At 62.1% G+C, this 17978-nt stretch carries 11 protein-coding genes; 10 read left to right on the top strand and 1 reads right to left on the bottom strand.

What is annotated here, in order from left to right:
• The first annotated feature begins 142 nt into the window (after positions 1–142).
• From AWU82_RS07395 to AWU82_RS07350, 10 genes are all read left to right on the top strand, one after another.
• Positions 143–1609: a serralysin family metalloprotease gene (locus AWU82_RS07395; RefSeq protein WP_064381663.1), complete on the top strand. Its 1467-nt coding sequence runs from the start codon at positions 143–145 to the stop codon at positions 1607–1609.
• Positions 1610–1702: 93 nt separating this feature from the next.
• Complete coding sequence (locus AWU82_RS07390) at positions 1703–2128, top strand: AprI/Inh family metalloprotease inhibitor (protein WP_159085215.1); 426 nt, start codon at positions 1703–1705, stop codon at positions 2126–2128.
• Between the two features lie 204 nt (positions 2129–2332).
• The gene (locus AWU82_RS07385; RefSeq protein WP_064381661.1) at positions 2333–4108 is read left to right on the top strand and encodes a type I secretion system permease/ATPase; all 1776 of its coding nucleotides are present in this window, start codon (positions 2333–2335) and stop codon (positions 4106–4108) included.
• Positions 4105–5454, top strand: a complete 1350-nt coding sequence (locus tag AWU82_RS07380; protein ID WP_064381659.1) for an HlyD family type I secretion periplasmic adaptor subunit — start codon at positions 4105–4107, stop codon at positions 5452–5454. The genes AWU82_RS07385 and AWU82_RS07380 overlap by 4 nt, the downstream gene beginning before the upstream one ends.
• A 2-nt stretch (positions 5455–5456) precedes the next feature.
• Positions 5457–6818: a TolC family outer membrane protein gene (locus tag AWU82_RS07375; RefSeq protein ID WP_064381657.1), complete on the top strand. Its 1362-nt coding sequence runs from the start codon at positions 5457–5459 to the stop codon at positions 6816–6818.
• Between the two features lie 252 nt (positions 6819–7070).
• Positions 7071–10022 (top strand): autotransporter serine peptidase EprS, encoded by a 2952-nt coding sequence (gene eprS / locus AWU82_RS07370; RefSeq protein WP_064381655.1) that lies wholly within the window; start codon positions 7071–7073, stop codon positions 10020–10022.
• A 179-nt stretch (positions 10023–10201) separates the two neighbouring features.
• Positions 10202–13288: an autotransporter serine protease gene (locus tag AWU82_RS07365; RefSeq protein WP_064381653.1), complete on the top strand. Its 3087-nt coding sequence runs from the start codon at positions 10202–10204 to the stop codon at positions 13286–13288.
• Between the two features lie 57 nt (positions 13289–13345).
• Positions 13346–15034: a polyurethane esterase gene (locus AWU82_RS07360; protein WP_064381651.1), complete on the top strand. Its 1689-nt coding sequence runs from the start codon at positions 13346–13348 to the stop codon at positions 15032–15034.
• 100 nt (positions 15035–15134) lie between these two features.
• The gene (locus AWU82_RS07355; RefSeq protein ID WP_064381647.1) at positions 15135–16988 is read left to right on the top strand and encodes a polyurethane esterase; all 1854 of its coding nucleotides are present in this window, start codon (positions 15135–15137) and stop codon (positions 16986–16988) included.
• Between the two features lie 158 nt (positions 16989–17146).
• The gene (locus AWU82_RS07350) at positions 17147–17521 is read left to right on the top strand and encodes a hypothetical protein (RefSeq protein ID WP_064381646.1); all 375 of its coding nucleotides are present in this window, start codon (positions 17147–17149) and stop codon (positions 17519–17521) included.
• A gap of 58 nt (positions 17522–17579) precedes the next feature.
• Here AWU82_RS07350 and AWU82_RS07345 read toward each other — a convergent pair whose 3' ends face one another.
• Positions 17580–17804: a YgdI/YgdR family lipoprotein gene (locus AWU82_RS07345; RefSeq protein WP_039768348.1), complete on the bottom strand. Its 225-nt coding sequence runs from the start codon at positions 17802–17804 to the stop codon at positions 17580–17582.
• Positions 17805–17978 lie beyond the last annotated feature (174 nt).

The following is a 17978-nucleotide window of genomic DNA, read 5'->3' as shown; positions in this document are numbered from 1 at the left end:
GATCTCGAAAAAACGCTAGACGACAGATTTCAAATTGTGTCAGGTTTCTTACGCCTTCATTGGGCGAGTGATAGGACAATCTCGCCAGGGGTTGTCGCTATCGGACAAAAACTGTTCCATTGCTAAACAAGGAAGTGTGTTTATGTCGAAAGTAAAAGCTAACGCTGTTGATACCGCCGAACAGGCTTTCCAGCTGGGCGCGGCGCCGCAACCTCTGGCAGCGACCAGCACGGCGTATAACCAGATCAATAGCTTCAGCCATCAGTACGATCGTGGCGGCAACCTCACGGTCAATGGCAAACCCTCCTTCTCCGTCGACCAGGCCGCCACCCAGCTGCTGCGCGACGGCGCTGCCTATCAGGACAAGGATGGCAGCGGCAAGATCGAGCTCACCTACACGTTCCTGACCTCGGCATCGTCCAGCACGATGAACAAGCACGGGATCAGCGGGTTCAGTCAGTTCAGTACCCAACAAAAAGCCCAGGCCGTGCTCGCCATGCAATCCTGGGCCGATGTGGCCAACGTGACCTTCACCGAGAAAGCCTCGGGCGGTGACGGTCACATGACCTTCGGTAACTACAGCGGTGGCCAGGATGGCGCTGCAGCGTTCGCTTATCTGCCAGGCACCGGCGCCGGTTATGACGGCACGTCGTGGTACCTGATCAACAGTGGCTACACGCAAAACAAGAATCCGGATCTGAACAACTACGGTCGTCAGACCCTGACCCACGAAATCGGCCACACCCTTGGTCTGGCGCACCCGGGCGACTACAACGCCGGCAACGGCAACCCGACCTACAACGACGCCACCTACGGGCAAGACACCCGCGGCTACAGCGTCATGAGCTACTGGAGCGAAAGCAACACCAGTCAGAACTTCAGCAAGGGTGGCGTGGAAGCCTATTCCTCCGGCCCGCTGATGGATGACATCGCAGCGATCCAGAAGCTCTACGGAGCCAACCTGACCACCCGTACCGGTGATACCACTTACGGCTTCAACTCCAACGCAGGTCGCGATTTCCTCAGCGCCTCGTCGTCGGCCGACAAGCTGGTGTTCTCGGTGTGGGATGCGGGCGGCAAGGACACCTTCGACTTCTCGGGCTTCACCCAGAACCAGAAGATCAACCTCAATGAAGCCTCGTTCTCCGACGTTGGCGGCCTGGTGGGCAACGTGTCCATCGCCAAGGGCGTCACCATCGAGAACGCCATTGGCGGTTCGGGCAACGACCTGCTGATCGGTAACAGCGCGGCCAACGAGCTCAAAGGCGGTGCCGGCAACGACATCATCTGGGGCGCCGGCGGTGCTGACAAGCTGTGGGGCGGCGCGGGTTCGGACACCTTTGTGTTCGCGGCCAGCTCCGACTCCAAGCCGGGTGCGATCGATCAGATCCTCGATTTCGTCAGCGGTCTGGACAAAATCGACCTGACCGGTATCACCAAGGGCGCCGGCCTGCACTTCGTCAGCGCCTTCACCGGTGCGGCGGGTGATGCGGTCCTGACTTCCTCGGGTGGCAACAGCCTGCTGTCGGTGGACTTCTCCGGGCACGGCGTGGCTGATTTCCAGGTCAGTACCGTTGGCCAGGCAGCCACCAGCGACATCGTGGCGTGACGTAACACGGGAAAGCGGCGCGTGATGCGCCGTTTTCTTTACTTGCATCGCCATGGCCGGTAAGCAAGGCTACGTGCCGGAGTGAAATTTCCTATGATCCAATTCGCTATTACCCGCAAAGCGGCGGCGTATCTGTTGCCGATGCTGATGATTTCTGGAGAAACAACCATGGCAAGCAGCCTCAGACTTGAAGACCCATCGGTATTTGCCGGGCAGTGGCAGGCAACCCTGAGCGCCCGCAGTGACAGCCCCGAAGCGCAAGCCCTGCAAGACAAGCCGTCGAACACCTGCCAGATCGACCTCGAGGCGAACCAGACCTTGGGCAAGGGCGCCGATTGCCTGAGCGCGTGGTTGCAGGATGCCGCCATCGGCTGGTTTCCCGATCCGGACGGTCTGTCGATCACCGGCAAGGAAGGCTCAAGAATCCAGTTTTTCAGCCGACAACGTGAAGGGCTTTATCTGAGCACTTTGAAGTCGGGCCTGGTGATTACACTTGAGCGTTCCTCGCAGCAGCCGTAATGACCGAAACCGACTGACCGTTTAAATATAAAGCGCCCCGTTACAGTTATAAGCGACAGTGCAATAACTCGCAGACCGGTTTTAATCGCCGAAGTTGTTGTTGAAGTGTAAGCAGGTACTGGCGGTTTATGTCCCGCACGCCATGCGGACAATTAATTGAAGTCTCGCCAAGCAGGGCGGGAAATACCATTTCAGGAATAATCAATGAAGATGGCGAAGGCCCCAGCCACCGCTCCCTTATTCAAGGCATTAGGTGACTATAAAAGCATTCTGATCAGCGTCGGATGCTTTACCGCACTGATTAACGTGCTGATGCTGGTGCCCTCCATATATATGCTTCAGGTTTACGACCGGGTGCTGTCTTCGCAGAACGAAACCACCCTGGCGATGCTGTCGCTGATGGTCGTCGGTTTCTTCGCCTTCATCGGTCTGCTGGAGGTGGTGCGCAGCTTTATCGTGATCCGCATCGGCAGCCAGCTCGAGCGCCGTTTCAATCTGCGGGTCTATCAGGCGGCGTTCGAGCGCAATCTGTTCAAGGGCGAGGGTAACGCCGGACAGTCCCTGGGCGACCTGACCCACATTCGCCAGTTCGTCACCGGGCCTGCGCTGTTCGCGTTCTTCGATGCGCCGTGGTTCCCGGTGTACCTGTTCGTGATTTACCTGTTCAACGTCTGGCTCGGCGTGCTCGCCACAGCGGGAGCGCTGCTGCTGATCGCGCTGGCGTGCCTGAACGAATACATGACCAAAAAGCCGCTGGGCGAAGCCGCCGGTTTCTCGCAGAAGTCCAGCCAGTTGGCCACCAGCCATCTGCACAACGCCGAAACCATTCAGGCGATGGGCATGCTCGGCGCCTTGCGCAAGCGCTGGTTCCAGGTGCACTCGCGCTTCCTTGGCCTGCAGAATCAGGCCAGCGACACCGGCGCGGTGATCAGCTCGCTGAGCAAGACCCTGCGTCTGTGCCTGCAATCGCTGGTGCTGGGCCTCGGCGCACTGCTGGTGATCAAGGGCGACATGACCGCCGGGATGATGATCGCCGGCTCCATCCTGATGGGCCGGGTGCTGAGCCCGATCGACCAGTTGATTGCCGTGTGGAAGCAGTGGAGCGGGGCGAAGCTGGCTTACCGCCGCCTCGATGCGCTACTGCAGGCCTTCCCGCCAAGTGACGACGCCATGGCGCTGCCGGCGCCGAAAGGCCAGATCACTTTCGAACAAGTCAGCGCCGGTCCTCCGGGGCAGCGCGCCGCAACCCTGCATATGGTCAATTTCAGCTTGGGGGCCGGTGAAGTGTTGGGCGTGCTCGGTGCTTCCGGCTCCGGCAAATCGACCCTGGCGCGTGTGCTGGTCGGCGTATGGCCCGCCCTCGGTGGCACAGTGCGTCTGGACGGCGCTGATATTCACCGCTGGAACCGCGATCAGCTCGGCCCGTACATTGGCTATCTGCCGCAGGACATCGAACTGTTCAGCGGCAGCATCGCCGAGAACATCGCCCGCTTCAGCGAAGCCGATCCGCAAAAGGTCGTGGCCGCCGCGCAACAGGCCGGGGTGCACGAACTGATCCTGCGCATGCCACAAGGCTACGACACGCAACTGGGCGAGGACGGCAGCGGTTTGTCCGGCGGGCAGAAACAGCGCGTGGCACTGGCCCGTGCGTTGTACGGCAACCCGAGCCTGGTGGTGCTGGATGAACCTAACTCCAACCTCGACACCGTCGGCGAAGCCGCGCTGTCCAGCGCGATTGTGCAGCTCAAGGCCCAGGGCACCACTGTGGTGCTGGTGACCCACCGTTCTTCGGTACTGGCCCAGGCTGACAAGCTGCTGGTGCTCAACGACGGTCGCCTGCAAGCCTTTGGCCCGAGCCACGATGTGCTCAAGGCGCTGTCCGGCAACGCGCCACAACAAAATGAAAAACCTGCGCAGGCACCGGCCGGGCTCAGCATGAGCCGACAGTATCAGCCGACGACAAGGAATTCGGGTGTATGAGCAGCGCGAGCATGAACACGCAAAATGAAGCCACGATGGAACACGACTACATCACCGAGCGCCCGGAGCGCGACGCAAAGTTTTTCGCCCGCATGGGCTGGATTCTGGCGCTGGTCGGTGCCGGCAGTTTCTTCACCTGGGCGGCATTGGCGCCGCTGGATCAAGGGATTCCGGTACAAGGCACTGTGGTGGTGTCGGGCAAACGCAAAGCCGTGCAGTCGATGAGCAGCGGCGTGGTCAGCCGGATTCTGGTGCGCGAAGGCGAAATCGTAAAGCAGAGCCAGCCGCTGTTCCGCCTCGACCAGACCCAGGTCGCCGCCGACGTGCAGTCGCTGCAGGCGCAATACCGCATGGCCTGGGCCAGCCTCGCGCGCTGGCAGGCCGAGCGTGACAACCTCAAGCAAGTGACCTTTCCGGCAGAACTGAGCGACAACGCCGATCCGCGCCTGGCACTGGTGCTGGAAGGGCAACGGCAACTCTTCAGCAGTCGTCGCGAAGCGTTTGCCCGCGAGCAGGCCGCCCTGCGTGCCAGCATCGAAGGCGCCACTGCGCAACTGGCGGGCATGCGCCGCGCCCGTACTGACCTCAACGCGCAGGCCGATTCGTTGCAACAGCAACTGAGCAACCTGCAACCGCTGGCCGACAACGGCTACATCCCGCGCAACCGGTTGATGGAATATCAGCGTCAGCTGTCGCAGGTGCAGCAGCAACTGGCCGAGAACACTGGCGAAAGTGGCCGGGTAGAGCAGGGCATTCTTGAATCCCGCCTGAAGCTGCAACAGCACGGCGAGGAGTACCAGAAGGAAGTCCGCACTCAACTGGCTGACGCGCAACTGAAAAGCGTCACGCTGTCCGAGCAACTGACCTCCGCCGGTTTCGACCTGCAACACAGCGAAATCCTCGCCACCGCCGATGGCGTGGCAGTCAACCTCGGCGTACACACCGAAGGCGCCGTGGTGCGTCAGGGCGAAACCCTGCTGGAAATCGTCCCGCAAGGCACGCGCCTGGAAGTCGAAGGCCACCTGCCGATCAACCTGATCGACAAGGTCGGCACGCACTTGCCGGTCGACATCCTGTTCACCGCATTCAACCAGAGCAAGACGCCACGGGTGCCCGGCGAAGTCAGCCTGATTTCCGCCGACCAGATGGTCGATGAGAAAACCGGCGTGCCGTACTACGTGCTGCGCAGCAGCGTCAGCGATCAGGCCATGGAAAAACTCAACGGGCTGGTGATCAAGCCCGGCATGCCGGCGGAAATGTTCGTGCGCACTGGCGAACGTTCACTCCTCAACTACCTGTTCAAGCCGCTGCTCGACCGCGCCGGTTCCGCGTTGACCGAAGAATAAGGATGTTCGGCTGTATGAATAAGCTTTCCATGCTGGCGGCAGCGTTCGCGCTGCTCGCGGGCAACAGTGCAGTGGCGGCCATGGGGCCGTTCGAGATCTACGAACAGGCGTTGCGCAATGACCCGGTGTTCCTCGGTGCGATCAAGGAGCGCGATGCCGGCCTCGAAAACCGTGCCATCGGCCGCGCCGGCCTGTTGCCGAAACTGGGTTACAACTACAACAAGGGCCGCAACTCGTCGAAGGCCACGTCCCTCGACGAACGCGCGCGCAATCGCACCGATGAGCGTAATTACAGCAGCTACGGCTCAAGCCTGACCCTGCAACAACCGTTGCTCGACTACGAAGCCTACGCGGCCTATCGCAAGGGCGTGGCCCAGTCGCTGTTTGCCGATGAGAACTTTCGCGGCAAGAGCCAGGAGCTGCTGGTTCGCGTACTGGATAACTACACCAAGGCCTTGTTTGCCCAGGATCAGATCGACATCGCGCAGGCCAAGAAAAAGGCTTACGAGCAGCAGTTCCAGCAGAACGAGCATATGTTCAAGCAGGGCGAGGGCACCCGTACGGACATCCTTGAAGCCGAGTCGCGTTACGAACTGGCGACCGCCGAGGAAATCGAGGCCCGCGACGAGCAGGATGCCGCGCTACGGGAGCTGGGCGCATTGGTAGGCGTGCCGGCGATGGACATCAGTGATCTGGCGCCGCTGGATCAGAACTTCCAGACGTTCGCCTTGATACCGGCCAACTACGACACCTGGCATGAGCTGGCAGTCAGCAACAACCCGAACCTTGCGTCCCAGCGTCAGGCGGTGGAAGTGGCGCGGTACGAAGTCGAGCGCAACCGCGCCGGGCACCTGCCGAAAGTCAGCGCCTATGCCACGATGCGCCAGAACGAGTCGGAAAGCGGCAACACCTACAACCAGCGTTACGAAACCAACACCATCGGTTTCGAAGTCAGCGTGCCGTTGTATGCCGGTGGCGGCGTGTCGGCTTCGACCCGTCAGGCCAGCCGCACCATGGAACAGGCCGAATACGAACTGGACGGCAAGACCCGCGAGACGCTGATCGAATTGCGCCGGCAGTTCAGCGCGTGTCTGTCCGGGGTCAACAAGTTGCGCGCCTATCAAAAGGCCCTGGCCTCGGCCGAAGCGCTGGTGGTGTCGACCAAACAAAGCATTCTCGGCGGCGAGCGCACCAATCTCGACGCCCTGAACGCCGAACAACAACTGTTTACCACCCGCCGTGATCTGGCCCAGGCCCGCTATGACTACCTTATGGCCTGGACCAAGTTGCATTACTACGCGGGCACCTTGAGCGAACAGGATCTGGCGCGGGTGGATGAGGCGTTTGGTGTGGCTCGGCGTTGATGTGCATGGCTTCAGACCGGCCCTCACCCTAACCCTCTCCCGGAGGGAGAGGGGACTGATCGGGGGATATTTTGGAGGTACACCGACCTGATCGGGCGTCACCGAATCCAGCATCGACCCGGTTTTTTCAGGTCGATGTATGACGCAAGACACCTCGGTCAGCTCCATCTCCTTGGGGAGAGGGCTGGGGTGAGGGGAATGGGCAACACCGCAGAATAAACCTGCATAAAACAATAAAAGTGAGTGGTGAACATGGACGTACGCATCAAGCCGATTTCGGTCGGCACCCTGCTGCTTGTGATTTCTTCGACCCAGGCTCAGGCGCAGTACCTAGAATCCGGACAACCCGGCGATCCGGCCAGTTGGCGCAGCGCCGAATTCCTGCGCGACTGGGGCCTTGGCCGGATGCAGGCCGATCAGGCCTACGCCGTCGGCATCACCGGCAAGGGGGTGAAAATCGGCGCGCTGGACTCCGGCTTCGACGCCGCCCATCCCGAGTTCGCCAGCGACCGTTATCACCCGGTACTGGCCAGCGGCAGCTACCTCGATGGCTCGCTATTCAACGTCAACGGCACCCTCAACCCGAACAACGATTCACACGGCACCCACGTGGTCGGCACCATGGGCGCGTCCCGCGATGGCACCGGTATGCATGGCGTGGCATACAACGCGCAGATATATGTCGGCAACACCAACAAGAACGACAGTTTTCTGTTCGGCCCCAACCCCGATCCGCGCTACTTCAAAGCGGTGTACGACGCTCTGGCCGATGCCGGCGTGCGAGCGATCAACAACAGCTGGGGCAGCCAGCCGCCGGATGTCAGTTACCGAACCCTCGCGGACCTGCACGCCGCTTACGCCCAGCACTGGAACAAGGGCACTTGGCTGGATGCGGCGGCAGACGTTTCCCGTGGTGGCGTGATCAACGTGTTCAGCGCCGGCAACAGCGGCTACCCGAATGCCAGCGTGCGCTCGGCGCTGCCGTACTTTCAGCCAGACCTGGAAGGCCACTGGCTGGCGGTCTCCGGACTCGACCAAAGCAATCAGCAAAAGTACAACCAGTGCGGCATCGCCAAATACTGGTGCATCACCACGCCGGGGGCGAAGATCGACAGCACCATTCCCGACGGCGGTTATGCGATCAAATCCGGCACCTCGATGGCCGCCCCGCACGCCACCGGCGCACTGGCGCTGGTGATGGAACGCTACCCGTACATGAACAACCAGCAGGCTCTCGAAGTGCTGTTGACCACCGCCACTCAACTCGATGGTTCGGTGACTGACGCGCCGACCGAACGAGTCGGCTGGGGCGTGGCCAACCTGTACCGGGCGATGCGCGGGCCGGGGCAATTGCTTGGTGCTTTCAACGCGAATCTGGCGGCCGGGCAAAGCGATGTCTGGAGCAACGACATCAGCGACAAGGCGCTGATCCAGCGCCAGGGCGAAGACCTCGCCGAACACAGCACCTGGCAGCAAACCCTGCAAAACAAAGGCTGGCAGAGCGGCGTGCCGGCCGGCGCCAGCCAGCAGGATCAGACTGATTACGCCGTGGGCATGGCCCGTGACGCAGCAGCTTCCGCTCGGGTTTATCAAGGCAGCCTGATCAAGTCCGGCGACGGGCGACTGATTTTGACCGGTGAAAACACCTATCGCGGGCCGACCACGGTCAATGGCGGTCTGCTGACGGTGAACGGATCGCTGACCTCGGCCGTGACCGTCAATGACGGCGGCACCCTCGGCGGCTCCGGGCGGATCGGCGCACTGACCGCCAACAGCGGCGGCCGCGTGGCGCCGGGCAATTCGATCGGCACTTTGAACGTGGCCGGTAACGTAACCTTCGCGCCCGGTTCGACTTACGCCGTGGAACTGTCTTCAACCAGCAGCGACCGCATCGTCGCCGGCGGCTCCGCCTCCATCAACGGCGCCACCGTGAGTCTGTCGTTGGAAAACAGCCCGACCTTGCTCAGCACCACCGAAGCCAGAAGCCTGCTCGGCCGGCAGTACGACATTCTGCAAGCGGCGGGCGGTATTCAGGGCCGGTTCGGTGCAGTGCTGCCGGATTATCTGTTCATCGGTGGCAGCCTGGCCTACAGCGGCAACGGCATTGGCTTGAACGTCGAGCGCAACGCGACGTCTTTTGCCAGCATTGGCCAGACACCGAATCAGCGCTCCGTGGCCACGGCGGTCGAGGGTTTGGGCGCGGGCAATTCCGTGTACGAAAGTCTGCTGTTGTCGGCCACCGCCAGCGACGCGCAACAAGCCTTTCAACAGCTGAGTGGCGAAATCTACCCGGCCCTCGGCTCGATGCTGATCAACGACAGCCGGCAACTGCGCGATGCCATCGGCGAACGCCTGCATGACGCCCAAGCCACGCAAAGCAATGGCTGGATCAAGGCCCTCGGCGCCTGGGGCACAACCGACTCGCGCCACGACACCGCCGGTTACAGCACTTCCATCGGCGGTTTGCTGGCTGGTGTCGACGGCGCGGTCGACGAGCAGACCCGCATCGGTCTGGTCACCGGTTACAGCGACAGTTCGCTGAGCATGGGCTCGGGCACCCATTCCTCGGCCAAGGTCGACAGCTATCACCTCGGCGCCTACGCCGGCCACGACATCGGTGCCTGGCGTCTGAGCACCGGCGCGGCCTACAGCTGGCATCGCGCCGATGTAAAACGCGACTTGCAGTACGGCAACGTCAGCGCCAAGCAGAAAGCCAAAGTCGATGCCGCCACCACTCAGGTATTCGGCGAAGCGGCCTATCGACTGAACCTGCAACCGCTGGCCCTGGAGCCGTTCGCCAACCTGGCTTACGTGCACATCAACACCGACGGCTTCACCGAGAAGGGTGACGCCGCCGCGCTGAAAAGCGGCGACGACCAGCGCGACGCGGTGCTGAGCACCCTCGGCGTGCGGGCGATCAAGACCTTTGACCTGCCGTCCGCGCAGAAGCTGGACGTGAGCGGGCATCTGGGCTGGCAGCGCAGCCTGACCGACATCGAATCCGAGCAGCATTTGCGCTTCGCCAGCGGCAGCGCGCCGTACACGGTCGAAAGCTCGCCACTGGTGCGCGACGCTGCGCTGATCGGCGTGCAGGCCAGCCTGGCGCTGACCCGCGACGTGCGGGTGAACCTCGATTACACCGGACAACTGGCCAGCCGCGAGAAGCAGCACGGCGTGGGCCTGAGTCTGAACTGGCAGTTCTAGACACACGGATGATCGTTCCCACGTCGAGGCGTCGAACCGTCTGCGTGGGAATGCCTCTAGGGACGCTCCGCGTCCAGTGACGCGGAGCGTCACGGGCTGCGTTCCCACGCGGGAGCGTGGGAACGATCACGGGGCTGAACACACGGATTTTTCGCAACATCACTAAGGAAGGTCGCTGGATGAAAAACAACAACACCCCCGCGCAATCGGGTGGAGGCTTTCGCCTGAAAACTCTGAACTTTGCCTTGCTCTGCGCGATGACCACCTGGGGCAGCGCATACGCGGCACCTTACGTGGAAAGCGGCCGGGCAGGGGATCCGGGCAGTTGGCGCAGTGCCGAGTTCAAGGCCGACTGGGGCCTCGGCGCCATCGGCGCGGATTACGCCTACGCCGCCGGCTACACCGGCAAAGGCGTGAAGCTCGGGATCTTCGACCAACCGGTCTACGCTGCGCATCCGGAGTTTTCCGGCAGCAACAAGGTCATCACCCTGGTGACCTCGGGGATCCGCGAATACACCGACCCCTACATTCCGGTCAAAGCCGGGGACGCGTTCCGCTATGACGGCTCGCCCTCGGTCGGTTCCGACGGCAAGCTTGGCGCCCACGGCACCCACGTCGGCGGGATCGCCGCCGGCAGCCGAGACGGCGGACCGATGCACGGTGTGGCGTTTGGCGCGCAGATCATCAGCGCCGACAACGGCGACCCAGGCCCGGAAGACGGCATCGTGCGCGGCAACGACGGTGCGGTGTACAAGGCCGGCTGGGATGCGCTGATCGCCAGCGGCGCGCGGATCATCAACAACAGCTGGGGGATCGGCATCACCGACCGTTTCGACCTCGGCGGCCGTGACCCGGCGTATCCGCACTTCACCGTCAACGACGCGCAACTGCAGTTCAACGAGATCCGCACACTGCTGGGCACCAAACCCGGCGGCGCCTACGACGGCGCAATCGCCGCTGCACGCAGCGGGATCGTGACGATCTTCGCGGCGGGTAACGACTACAACCTGAACAACCCGGACGCCATCGCCGGCCTCGGTTACTTCGTGCCGGACATCGCGCCGAACTGGATCACCGTCGCCGCATTGCAGAGGAACCCGGATCAGACCAGCGCCAATCCGTACATCATGAGTACGTTTTCTTCGCGCTGCGGCTACACCGCCAGTTTCTGCGTCTCGGCACCGGGCACGCAGATCTACAGTTCGATCATCGAAGGCACCAACGCCGACAACCTGACCACCGGCTACAAGAACTACAACGGCACCTCGATGGCCGCGCCGCACGTGGCCGGCTCCATGGCGGTGCTGATGGAGCGCTTCCCGTACATGACCGGCGATCAGGTCGCCAGCGTGTTGCGCACCACGGCCACCGACCTCGGCGCACCGGGCATCGACGCCCTGTACGGCTGGGGCATGATCAACCTGCGCAAGGGCATCGACGGCCCGGCGATGTTCGTCACCGAGCAGGACATTCCCGAAGAGTTCCGCATCCAGGGCGCCTACGGTTCCGGCCAGTTCGTGGCCGATCTGCCGGGCATCGGCGCGATCATCGATGCGGGCAAACCCACCGAGCGCGTGTGCAACGACATCACCTGCGGGCTCGACACCTGGCGCAACAACATCTCCGGCCATGGCGGTCTGACCAAACAAGGCATCGGCACTCTGGTGCTGACCGGCAACAACACCTACAGCGGCCCGACCCTGGTCAATCAGGGGCGACTGGCAATCAATGGCTCGCTGCAATCGGCGGTGACGGTCAATGACGGCGGCATCCTTGGCGGTAACGGCCGGATCGCGGCGCTGACCGCCAACCGCGGCGGTACCGTGGCGCCGGGCAACTCCATCGGCACCTTGAACGTGGCCGGTGACGTGACCTTCGCACCAGGTTCGACCTATGCGGTGGAAGTGTCGCCGACCAGCAGCGACCGGATCGTCGCCGGCGGCAAAGCGCTGATCGAAGGCGCGACCGTAACCATGTCGCTGGAAAACAGCCCGACGCTGTTGACCACCGGCGAAGTGAAAAGCCTGCTCGGCACCCAGTTCAACATCTTGCAGGCAGCGGGCGGCATTGAAGGGCAGTTCGGCCAAGTGCTGCCCGACTACGCGTTCCTCGGCGGCACCCTGGCGTACTCGGCAAGCGGTGTGCAACTGGACGTCGGCCGCAACGGCGCCTCGTTCGCCAGTGTCGGCCTGACCCCGAACCAGCGCGCAGTCGGTGCTGCCGCCGAACGCCTCGGCGCCGGCAATGCGTTGTTCGAAACCCTGTTGCTGTCGCCGTCGGCGGCCGCTGCGCAGGAGGCCTTCCAGCAACTGTCCGGCGAGATTCACCCGGCCATCGGCACGCTGCTGATCAACGACAGCCGCTACCTGCGCGATGCCGTGGGCGAACGTCTGCGCGAGCGTGATCTGTTCGATGCCGGCGCGCCAACCGATGACCGCAGTAACGCCTGGCTGAAAGTGTTGGGCGCGTGGGGCAAGAGCGATGGCGGGTCGAAATACGCCGATTCCACCAGCTCCATTGGCGGCCTGCTGGCCGGGGTCGACGGCTTGATCGCTGAAGATACCCGTCTGGGTTTCGTTACCGGTTATAGCGACAGCTCGTTGAGCATGGGAGACGGGACACATTCGTCCGCCTCGGTCGACAGCTATCACCTGGGCGCGTACCTGGGGCATCAGATCGATGCGTTGCGTCTGACTGCCGGTGCGGCCTACAGCTGGCACCGCATCGACGTCAAACGCGACCTGCAGTTCGGTGGCGTCAGCGGCAAACAGAAAACCAAGCGCGATGCGACCACCGCGCAACTGTTCACCGAAGCGGCCTACGACCTGGGCCTGCAACCGATGAACCTGGAGCCGTTCGCCAATCTGGCCTACGTGCACCTCAACAGCGACAGCTTCACCGAGAAGGGTGATGCCGCCGCACTGAAGGGCGGCGAAGACAACCGCGATGTGGTGCTGTCGACCCTCGGTGTGCGGGCCAAACGCACGTTTGCCCTGTCGGAGAAACACCAGCTGGAACTGGGTGCAAGCCTGGGCTGGCAGCACAACTTGAGCAGCGTGGATGCTGACAGTCGCTTGGCCTTCGTCAATGGCAACAGTGCGTTCACCGTGCAAAGTGTGTCGATGGATCGAGATGCAGCGGTGGTCGGCGTACGCGCCGGTCTGGCGCTCAATCGCGATGTCCGGGTCAACCTGGACTACAACGGGCTGATCGGCTCCAACGAAAAGGACCACGGCGTGGGCCTGACGCTGGACTGGCAGTTCTAAGGGGTAACGGCAGTTCTTTCGAGAACTGCCGTTTTTTAAAGGAAGAGAGAGCACAACATGGGACTGTTCGATTACAAAAATGCCGACGGCAAAGCGCTGTACAGCGATGCCATCGCCCTGACGCTGTATGCCTACACGCCGACCGGGCAGGCCTTGCCCGGTACAGGCTGGAAGCCGATCGGCGCCACGGCGCTGGGCTATCAGGGCAAGGTCGGAGCACAGGGCACGTTCTTCGGCGAGAAGGACGGCTTCACCAGCGCCGAAGCCGAAGTGCTCGGCAAGTACGACGCCGCGGGCAAGCTGATCGGCATCGGCGTGGCCTTCCGCGGCACCGGCGGGCTGGGTTACAGCGACACCTTCGGCGACATGAAAAACAACCTGCTGGCTGCCATTGGCCCGTCGGACTACGCCACCCAGTACGCGAAAAACGCCTTCGATAACCTGCTCAAATCGGTGGCGGCTTTCGCCGTCGCCCATGGCATTGCGTCCAAGGACGTATTGATCAGCGGCCACAGCCTCGGCGGTCTCGGGGTCAACAGCGTGGCGGAGTTGAGCGCGAGCAACTGGGGCGGTTTTTTCAAGGACGCCAACTACATTTCGTTCGCCTCGCCGACCCAGAGCAGCACCGGCACCAATGTGCTGAACATCGGCTACGAAAACGACCCGGTGTTCCGCGTGCTCGACGGCACCACGTTCAGTACCGCGTCGATGGGCAAGCACGACAAACCGCACGATTCGACCACTGACAACATCGTCAACTTCAACGACAACTACGCGTCCACCGCGCAGAATCTGGTGCCGTTCAGCATCGCCAACCCGCTGAACTGGTCGGCCCACAGCTCGCTGGGGTATGCCGACGGCCTGAATCGGGTGATCGCGTCGAAGTTCTACGGCCTGACGCACAAGGACTCGACGATCATCGTCTCCAACCTTGAGCAAGCGTCGCGGGGCAAGACCTGGGTCGAGGATCTGGGCCGCAGCGGCGAGCCGCACACCGGCAGCACGTTCATCATCGGCACCGACAGCGGTGACTGGCTCAAGGGCGGGGCGGGCAACGACTTCCTCGAAGGCCTGGGCGGCGATGACCGTTTCCGTGATGACGGCGGTTTCAACATCCTGCTCGGTGGCCAGGGCCACAATACCTTCGAGCTGCAAAAGCCGTTGCAGAACTTCAGCTTCGCCAACGACGGCGACGGCACGCTGTACGTGCGTGACGCCTACGGCGGCATCAGCATGACCCGCGACATCGGCGCGCTAGTGAGCAAAGAGTCGGGTTCGTGGTGGGGCAGCAAGGAAATCACCTGGACCGTCACCGCCAAAGGCCTGGCCAACGGTACCGAACTGACCCAGTACAACCACTCGCTCAGCGGCGGCGCCATGGGCGACACCCTCAAAGCCACCGCCGACGGCGACTGGCTGTTCGGCCTGGGCGGCAACGATCACCTGCAAAGCGACAAGGCCCACGTGACCTTCGTCGGCGGTGCCGGCAACGACGTGATGAGCGCGGTGGGTGGCAACAACACCTTCCTGTTCAGCGGCGCCTTCGGCTTCGACGCGATCAATGGCTACCAGGACAGCGACAAACTGGTGTTCATGGGCGTCGAAGGCGCAGGGCAGGGCTACGACTACAAGCAACACGCGTCGCAGTCCGGAAGCGATACCGTGCTGAAGATTGGCGACTTTGCCGTGACGCTGATCGGGGTCGGTGTGGCTAACCTGTCGGATTCGAGTTTCGTCTTCGCCTGACAAACGAAAGTTGTACTGAAATGCTCCGGGGCGCCTCGGGAGGGGCGTTCTGGTTGTGAGCTATCTCTGAACAATTCCAACAAAAAGAGAGGCAACAGCAATGGGTGTGTATGACTACAAGAACTTCGGTACGGCGGAATCCAAGGCGCTGTTCAGCGATGCCATGGCCATTACGCTGTATTCCTATCACAACCTCGATAACGGCTTTGCCGTCGGTTATCAGCACAACGGCTTCGGCCTCGGCTTGCCGGCCACGCTGGTGACCGCGCTGATCGGCGGCACGGATTCCCAGGGGGTGATCCCCGGTATTCCGTGGAATCCCGATTCGGAAAAAGCCGCACTCGACGCGGTGAAAAAAGCCGGCTGGACCCCGATCACCGCCTCGCAACTGGGTTACGAGGGCAAGACCGACGCGCGCGGCACCTTCTTCGGCGAAAAGGCCGGCTACACCAGCGCTCAGGTGGAAATCCTCGGCAAATACGACGCTCAGGGCCGTCTCACGGAGATCGGCATCGCCTTTCGTGGCACCAGCGGCCCGCGGGAAATCCTGATCGGCGATTCCATCGGTGACGTGATCAACGACTTGCTCGCCGCGTTCGGCCCCAAGGATTACGCCAGGAACTACGTCGGCGAAGCCTTCGGCAACCTGATGAACGCTGTGGTGGCCTTTGCCAAGGCCAACGGCCTGAGCGGCAAGGACGTGCTGGTCAGCGGCCACAGCCTCGGCGGGCTGGCGGTCAACAGCATGGCGGACTTGAGCACCAGCAAATGGGGCGGGTTCTTCCAGGACTCGAATTACATCGCCTACGCCTCGCCAACCCAGAGCAGCACCGACAAGGTGCTCAACGTCGGCTATGAAAACGACCCGGTGTTCCGCGCCCTCGACGGCTCGACTTTCACCGGTGCCTCGCTTGGCGTGCATGACGCACCCAAGGAGTCGGCGACCGACAACATCGTCAGTTTCAACGACCATTACGCCTCGGCGGCGTGGAACGTGCTGCCGTTCTCGATCGTCAACATTCCGACCTGGATCTCGCACCTGCCGACCGCTTATGGCGACGGCATGAACCGGGTGATCGAGTCGAAGTTCTACGACCTGACCAGCAAGGACTCGACGATCATCGTCGCCAACCTGTCGGATCCGGCGCGGGCCAACACCTGGGTGCAGGACCTGAACCGCAACGCCGAAACCCACAAGGGCAGCACCTTCATCATCGGCAGCGACGGCAACGACCTGATCCAGGGCGGCAGCGGCAACGATTATCTGGAGGGGCGCGCCGGCAACGACACCTTCCGCGATGGCGGGGGCTACAACGTCATCCTCGGCGGTGCCGGTAACAACACCCTCGATTTGCAACAGTCGGTGAACAAGTTCGACTTCGCCAACGACGGCGCCGGCAACCTGTACATCCGCGATGCCAACGGCGGGATCAGCATCACCCGCGACATCGGCAGCATCGTCACCAAGGAGCCGGGCTTTCTCTGGGGCCTGTTCAAGGACGACGTGACCCACAGCGTCACAGCGACCGGTTTGAAGGTCGGCAACAACGTCACTCAATACGAGTCGAGCGTGAAAGGCACCAGCGGCGCCGACACCCTCAAGGCCAAGGCCAGCGGTGACTGGTTGTTCGGGCTGGACGGCAACGACCATCTGATCGGCGGGGCGGGCAACGATGTGTTCGTCGGCGGTGCCGGTAATGATCTGATGGAGTCGGGTGGCGGGGCGGATACCTTCCTGTTCAACGGCGCATTCGGCCAGGATCGCGTGGTGGGTTACACCGCCAACGACAAACTGGTGTTCCTCGGCGTGCAGGGCGTGTTGCCGGGCGACGACTTCCGCGCCCATGCCACGGCGGTGGGGCAGGATACGGTGCTGAAATTCGGTGCTGATTCGGTGACGCTGGTCGGGGTAGCGTTGAACAGCCTGAGTGCCGACGGGATCGTGATCGCCTGACGACAAGGTGGGGAGGGAGCGTATTCCCTCCCCATAGCAAAAGTGACTCGCCAGCCATTCCCCGACTCCAATCCCTGCACCAACAGGAAATGCGGCCTAAAGCCATGACGGCAACGTTCGTCATCTAAAGGTCGCCAACGAGTACAGGAGATTCACACGTGAAAGGTTTCAAGGGGTATATCGGTGTTGCGGGGCTTGTGCTGCTGTCGGCCAATGCCTGGGCCGATCTGCCTCACAGCTCGATTCTGAGCCGCTATGGCGTGACACCCGATCAACTGCCAGAGCCGGCCAAAAGCGAAGACGCCAAACCCGTCGAAAAAAAAAGCCGCTTTCATATCCAGCCCGAACAACCGTTCGTGACCGTTCGCATCGGCGAAGACCATGAGCCGGAAATGACCGGCAACCTGAGCATCGACCGCATGGCGCAACAGGAGCGTCAGCGCTGCCAGCGCTTGCAGGAAGAACTGGTTCGCCGCGGCGAACGCCCCTTCAGTTGCGACGGCTCCCTGCCGGGCATGGCATTACCCCGCTGACAAATGCAAAAAAGGCTGCGCTCCAACAGGAACGCAGCCTTTTTTGATGTTTTATCCGTCAGTCTTCCTTGCGCACCGTGGCCACTTCGTCGGCACGTACGCGGACTTTGGCGCCGGAAATATCCTTGAACTCGTAGAAGCCATCCTCGGTTTTGGTATCGGGCATGTCTTCGGTCAGGTACTGGGTGCCGTTCTGCAAGGTCACCACTGTCGGGGTCGAGCAACCGGCCAGGGTCAGCAAGGCTGCAACAGCCAACGGAATTCCGAGAGTCTTGATTTTCATAAGCAAGCATTCCTGTTCATTTCGACCATTGTCGGCCTCTAACGCGGTTGGTGCCATTACGCCCGGAAAAGTTCGATGGCCACCTGAAAAAAACCGTAATGAATGTGCCACTGATCTTTTTCCGTTTGCGCCCGCCGGGGCAGGCTGGTATCTGTACGCATAACCAGTACTCGC

The sequence above is a fragment of the Pseudomonas glycinae genome, assembly GCF_001594225.2.
Lineage (GTDB): Bacteria > Pseudomonadota > Gammaproteobacteria > Pseudomonadales > Pseudomonadaceae > Aquipseudomonas > Aquipseudomonas glycinae.
Note: the sequence above shows the minus strand (reverse complement) of the source record. Positions and strands in the feature narration are given on the sequence as shown.

Bases quoted from the DNA above. Each gene is read 5' to 3' on its own strand.
- AWU82_RS07395 (WP_064381663.1), top strand. From the start codon at position 143: ATGTCGAAAGTAAAAGCTAACGCTGTTGATACCGCCGAACAGGCTTTC.
- AWU82_RS07390 (WP_159085215.1), top strand. From the start codon at position 1,703: ATGATCCAATTCGCTATTACCCGCAAAGCGGCGGCGTATCTGTTGCCG.
- AWU82_RS07385 (WP_064381661.1), top strand. From the start codon at position 2,333: ATGAAGATGGCGAAGGCCCCAGCCACCGCTCCCTTATTCAAGGCATTA.
- AWU82_RS07380 (WP_064381659.1), top strand. From the start codon at position 4,105: ATGAGCAGCGCGAGCATGAACACGCAAAATGAAGCCACGATGGAACAC.
- AWU82_RS07375 (WP_064381657.1), top strand. From the start codon at position 5,457: ATGTTCGGCTGTATGAATAAGCTTTCCATGCTGGCGGCAGCGTTCGCG.
- eprS (WP_064381655.1), top strand. From the start codon at position 7,071: ATGGACGTACGCATCAAGCCGATTTCGGTCGGCACCCTGCTGCTTGTG.
- AWU82_RS07365 (WP_064381653.1), top strand. From the start codon at position 10,202: ATGAAAAACAACAACACCCCCGCGCAATCGGGTGGAGGCTTTCGCCTG.
- AWU82_RS07360 (WP_064381651.1), top strand. From the start codon at position 13,346: ATGGGACTGTTCGATTACAAAAATGCCGACGGCAAAGCGCTGTACAGC.
- AWU82_RS07355 (WP_064381647.1), top strand. From the start codon at position 15,135: ATGGGTGTGTATGACTACAAGAACTTCGGTACGGCGGAATCCAAGGCG.
- AWU82_RS07345 (WP_039768348.1), bottom strand. From the start codon at position 17,804: ATGAAAATCAAGACTCTCGGAATTCCGTTGGCTGTTGCAGCCTTGCTG.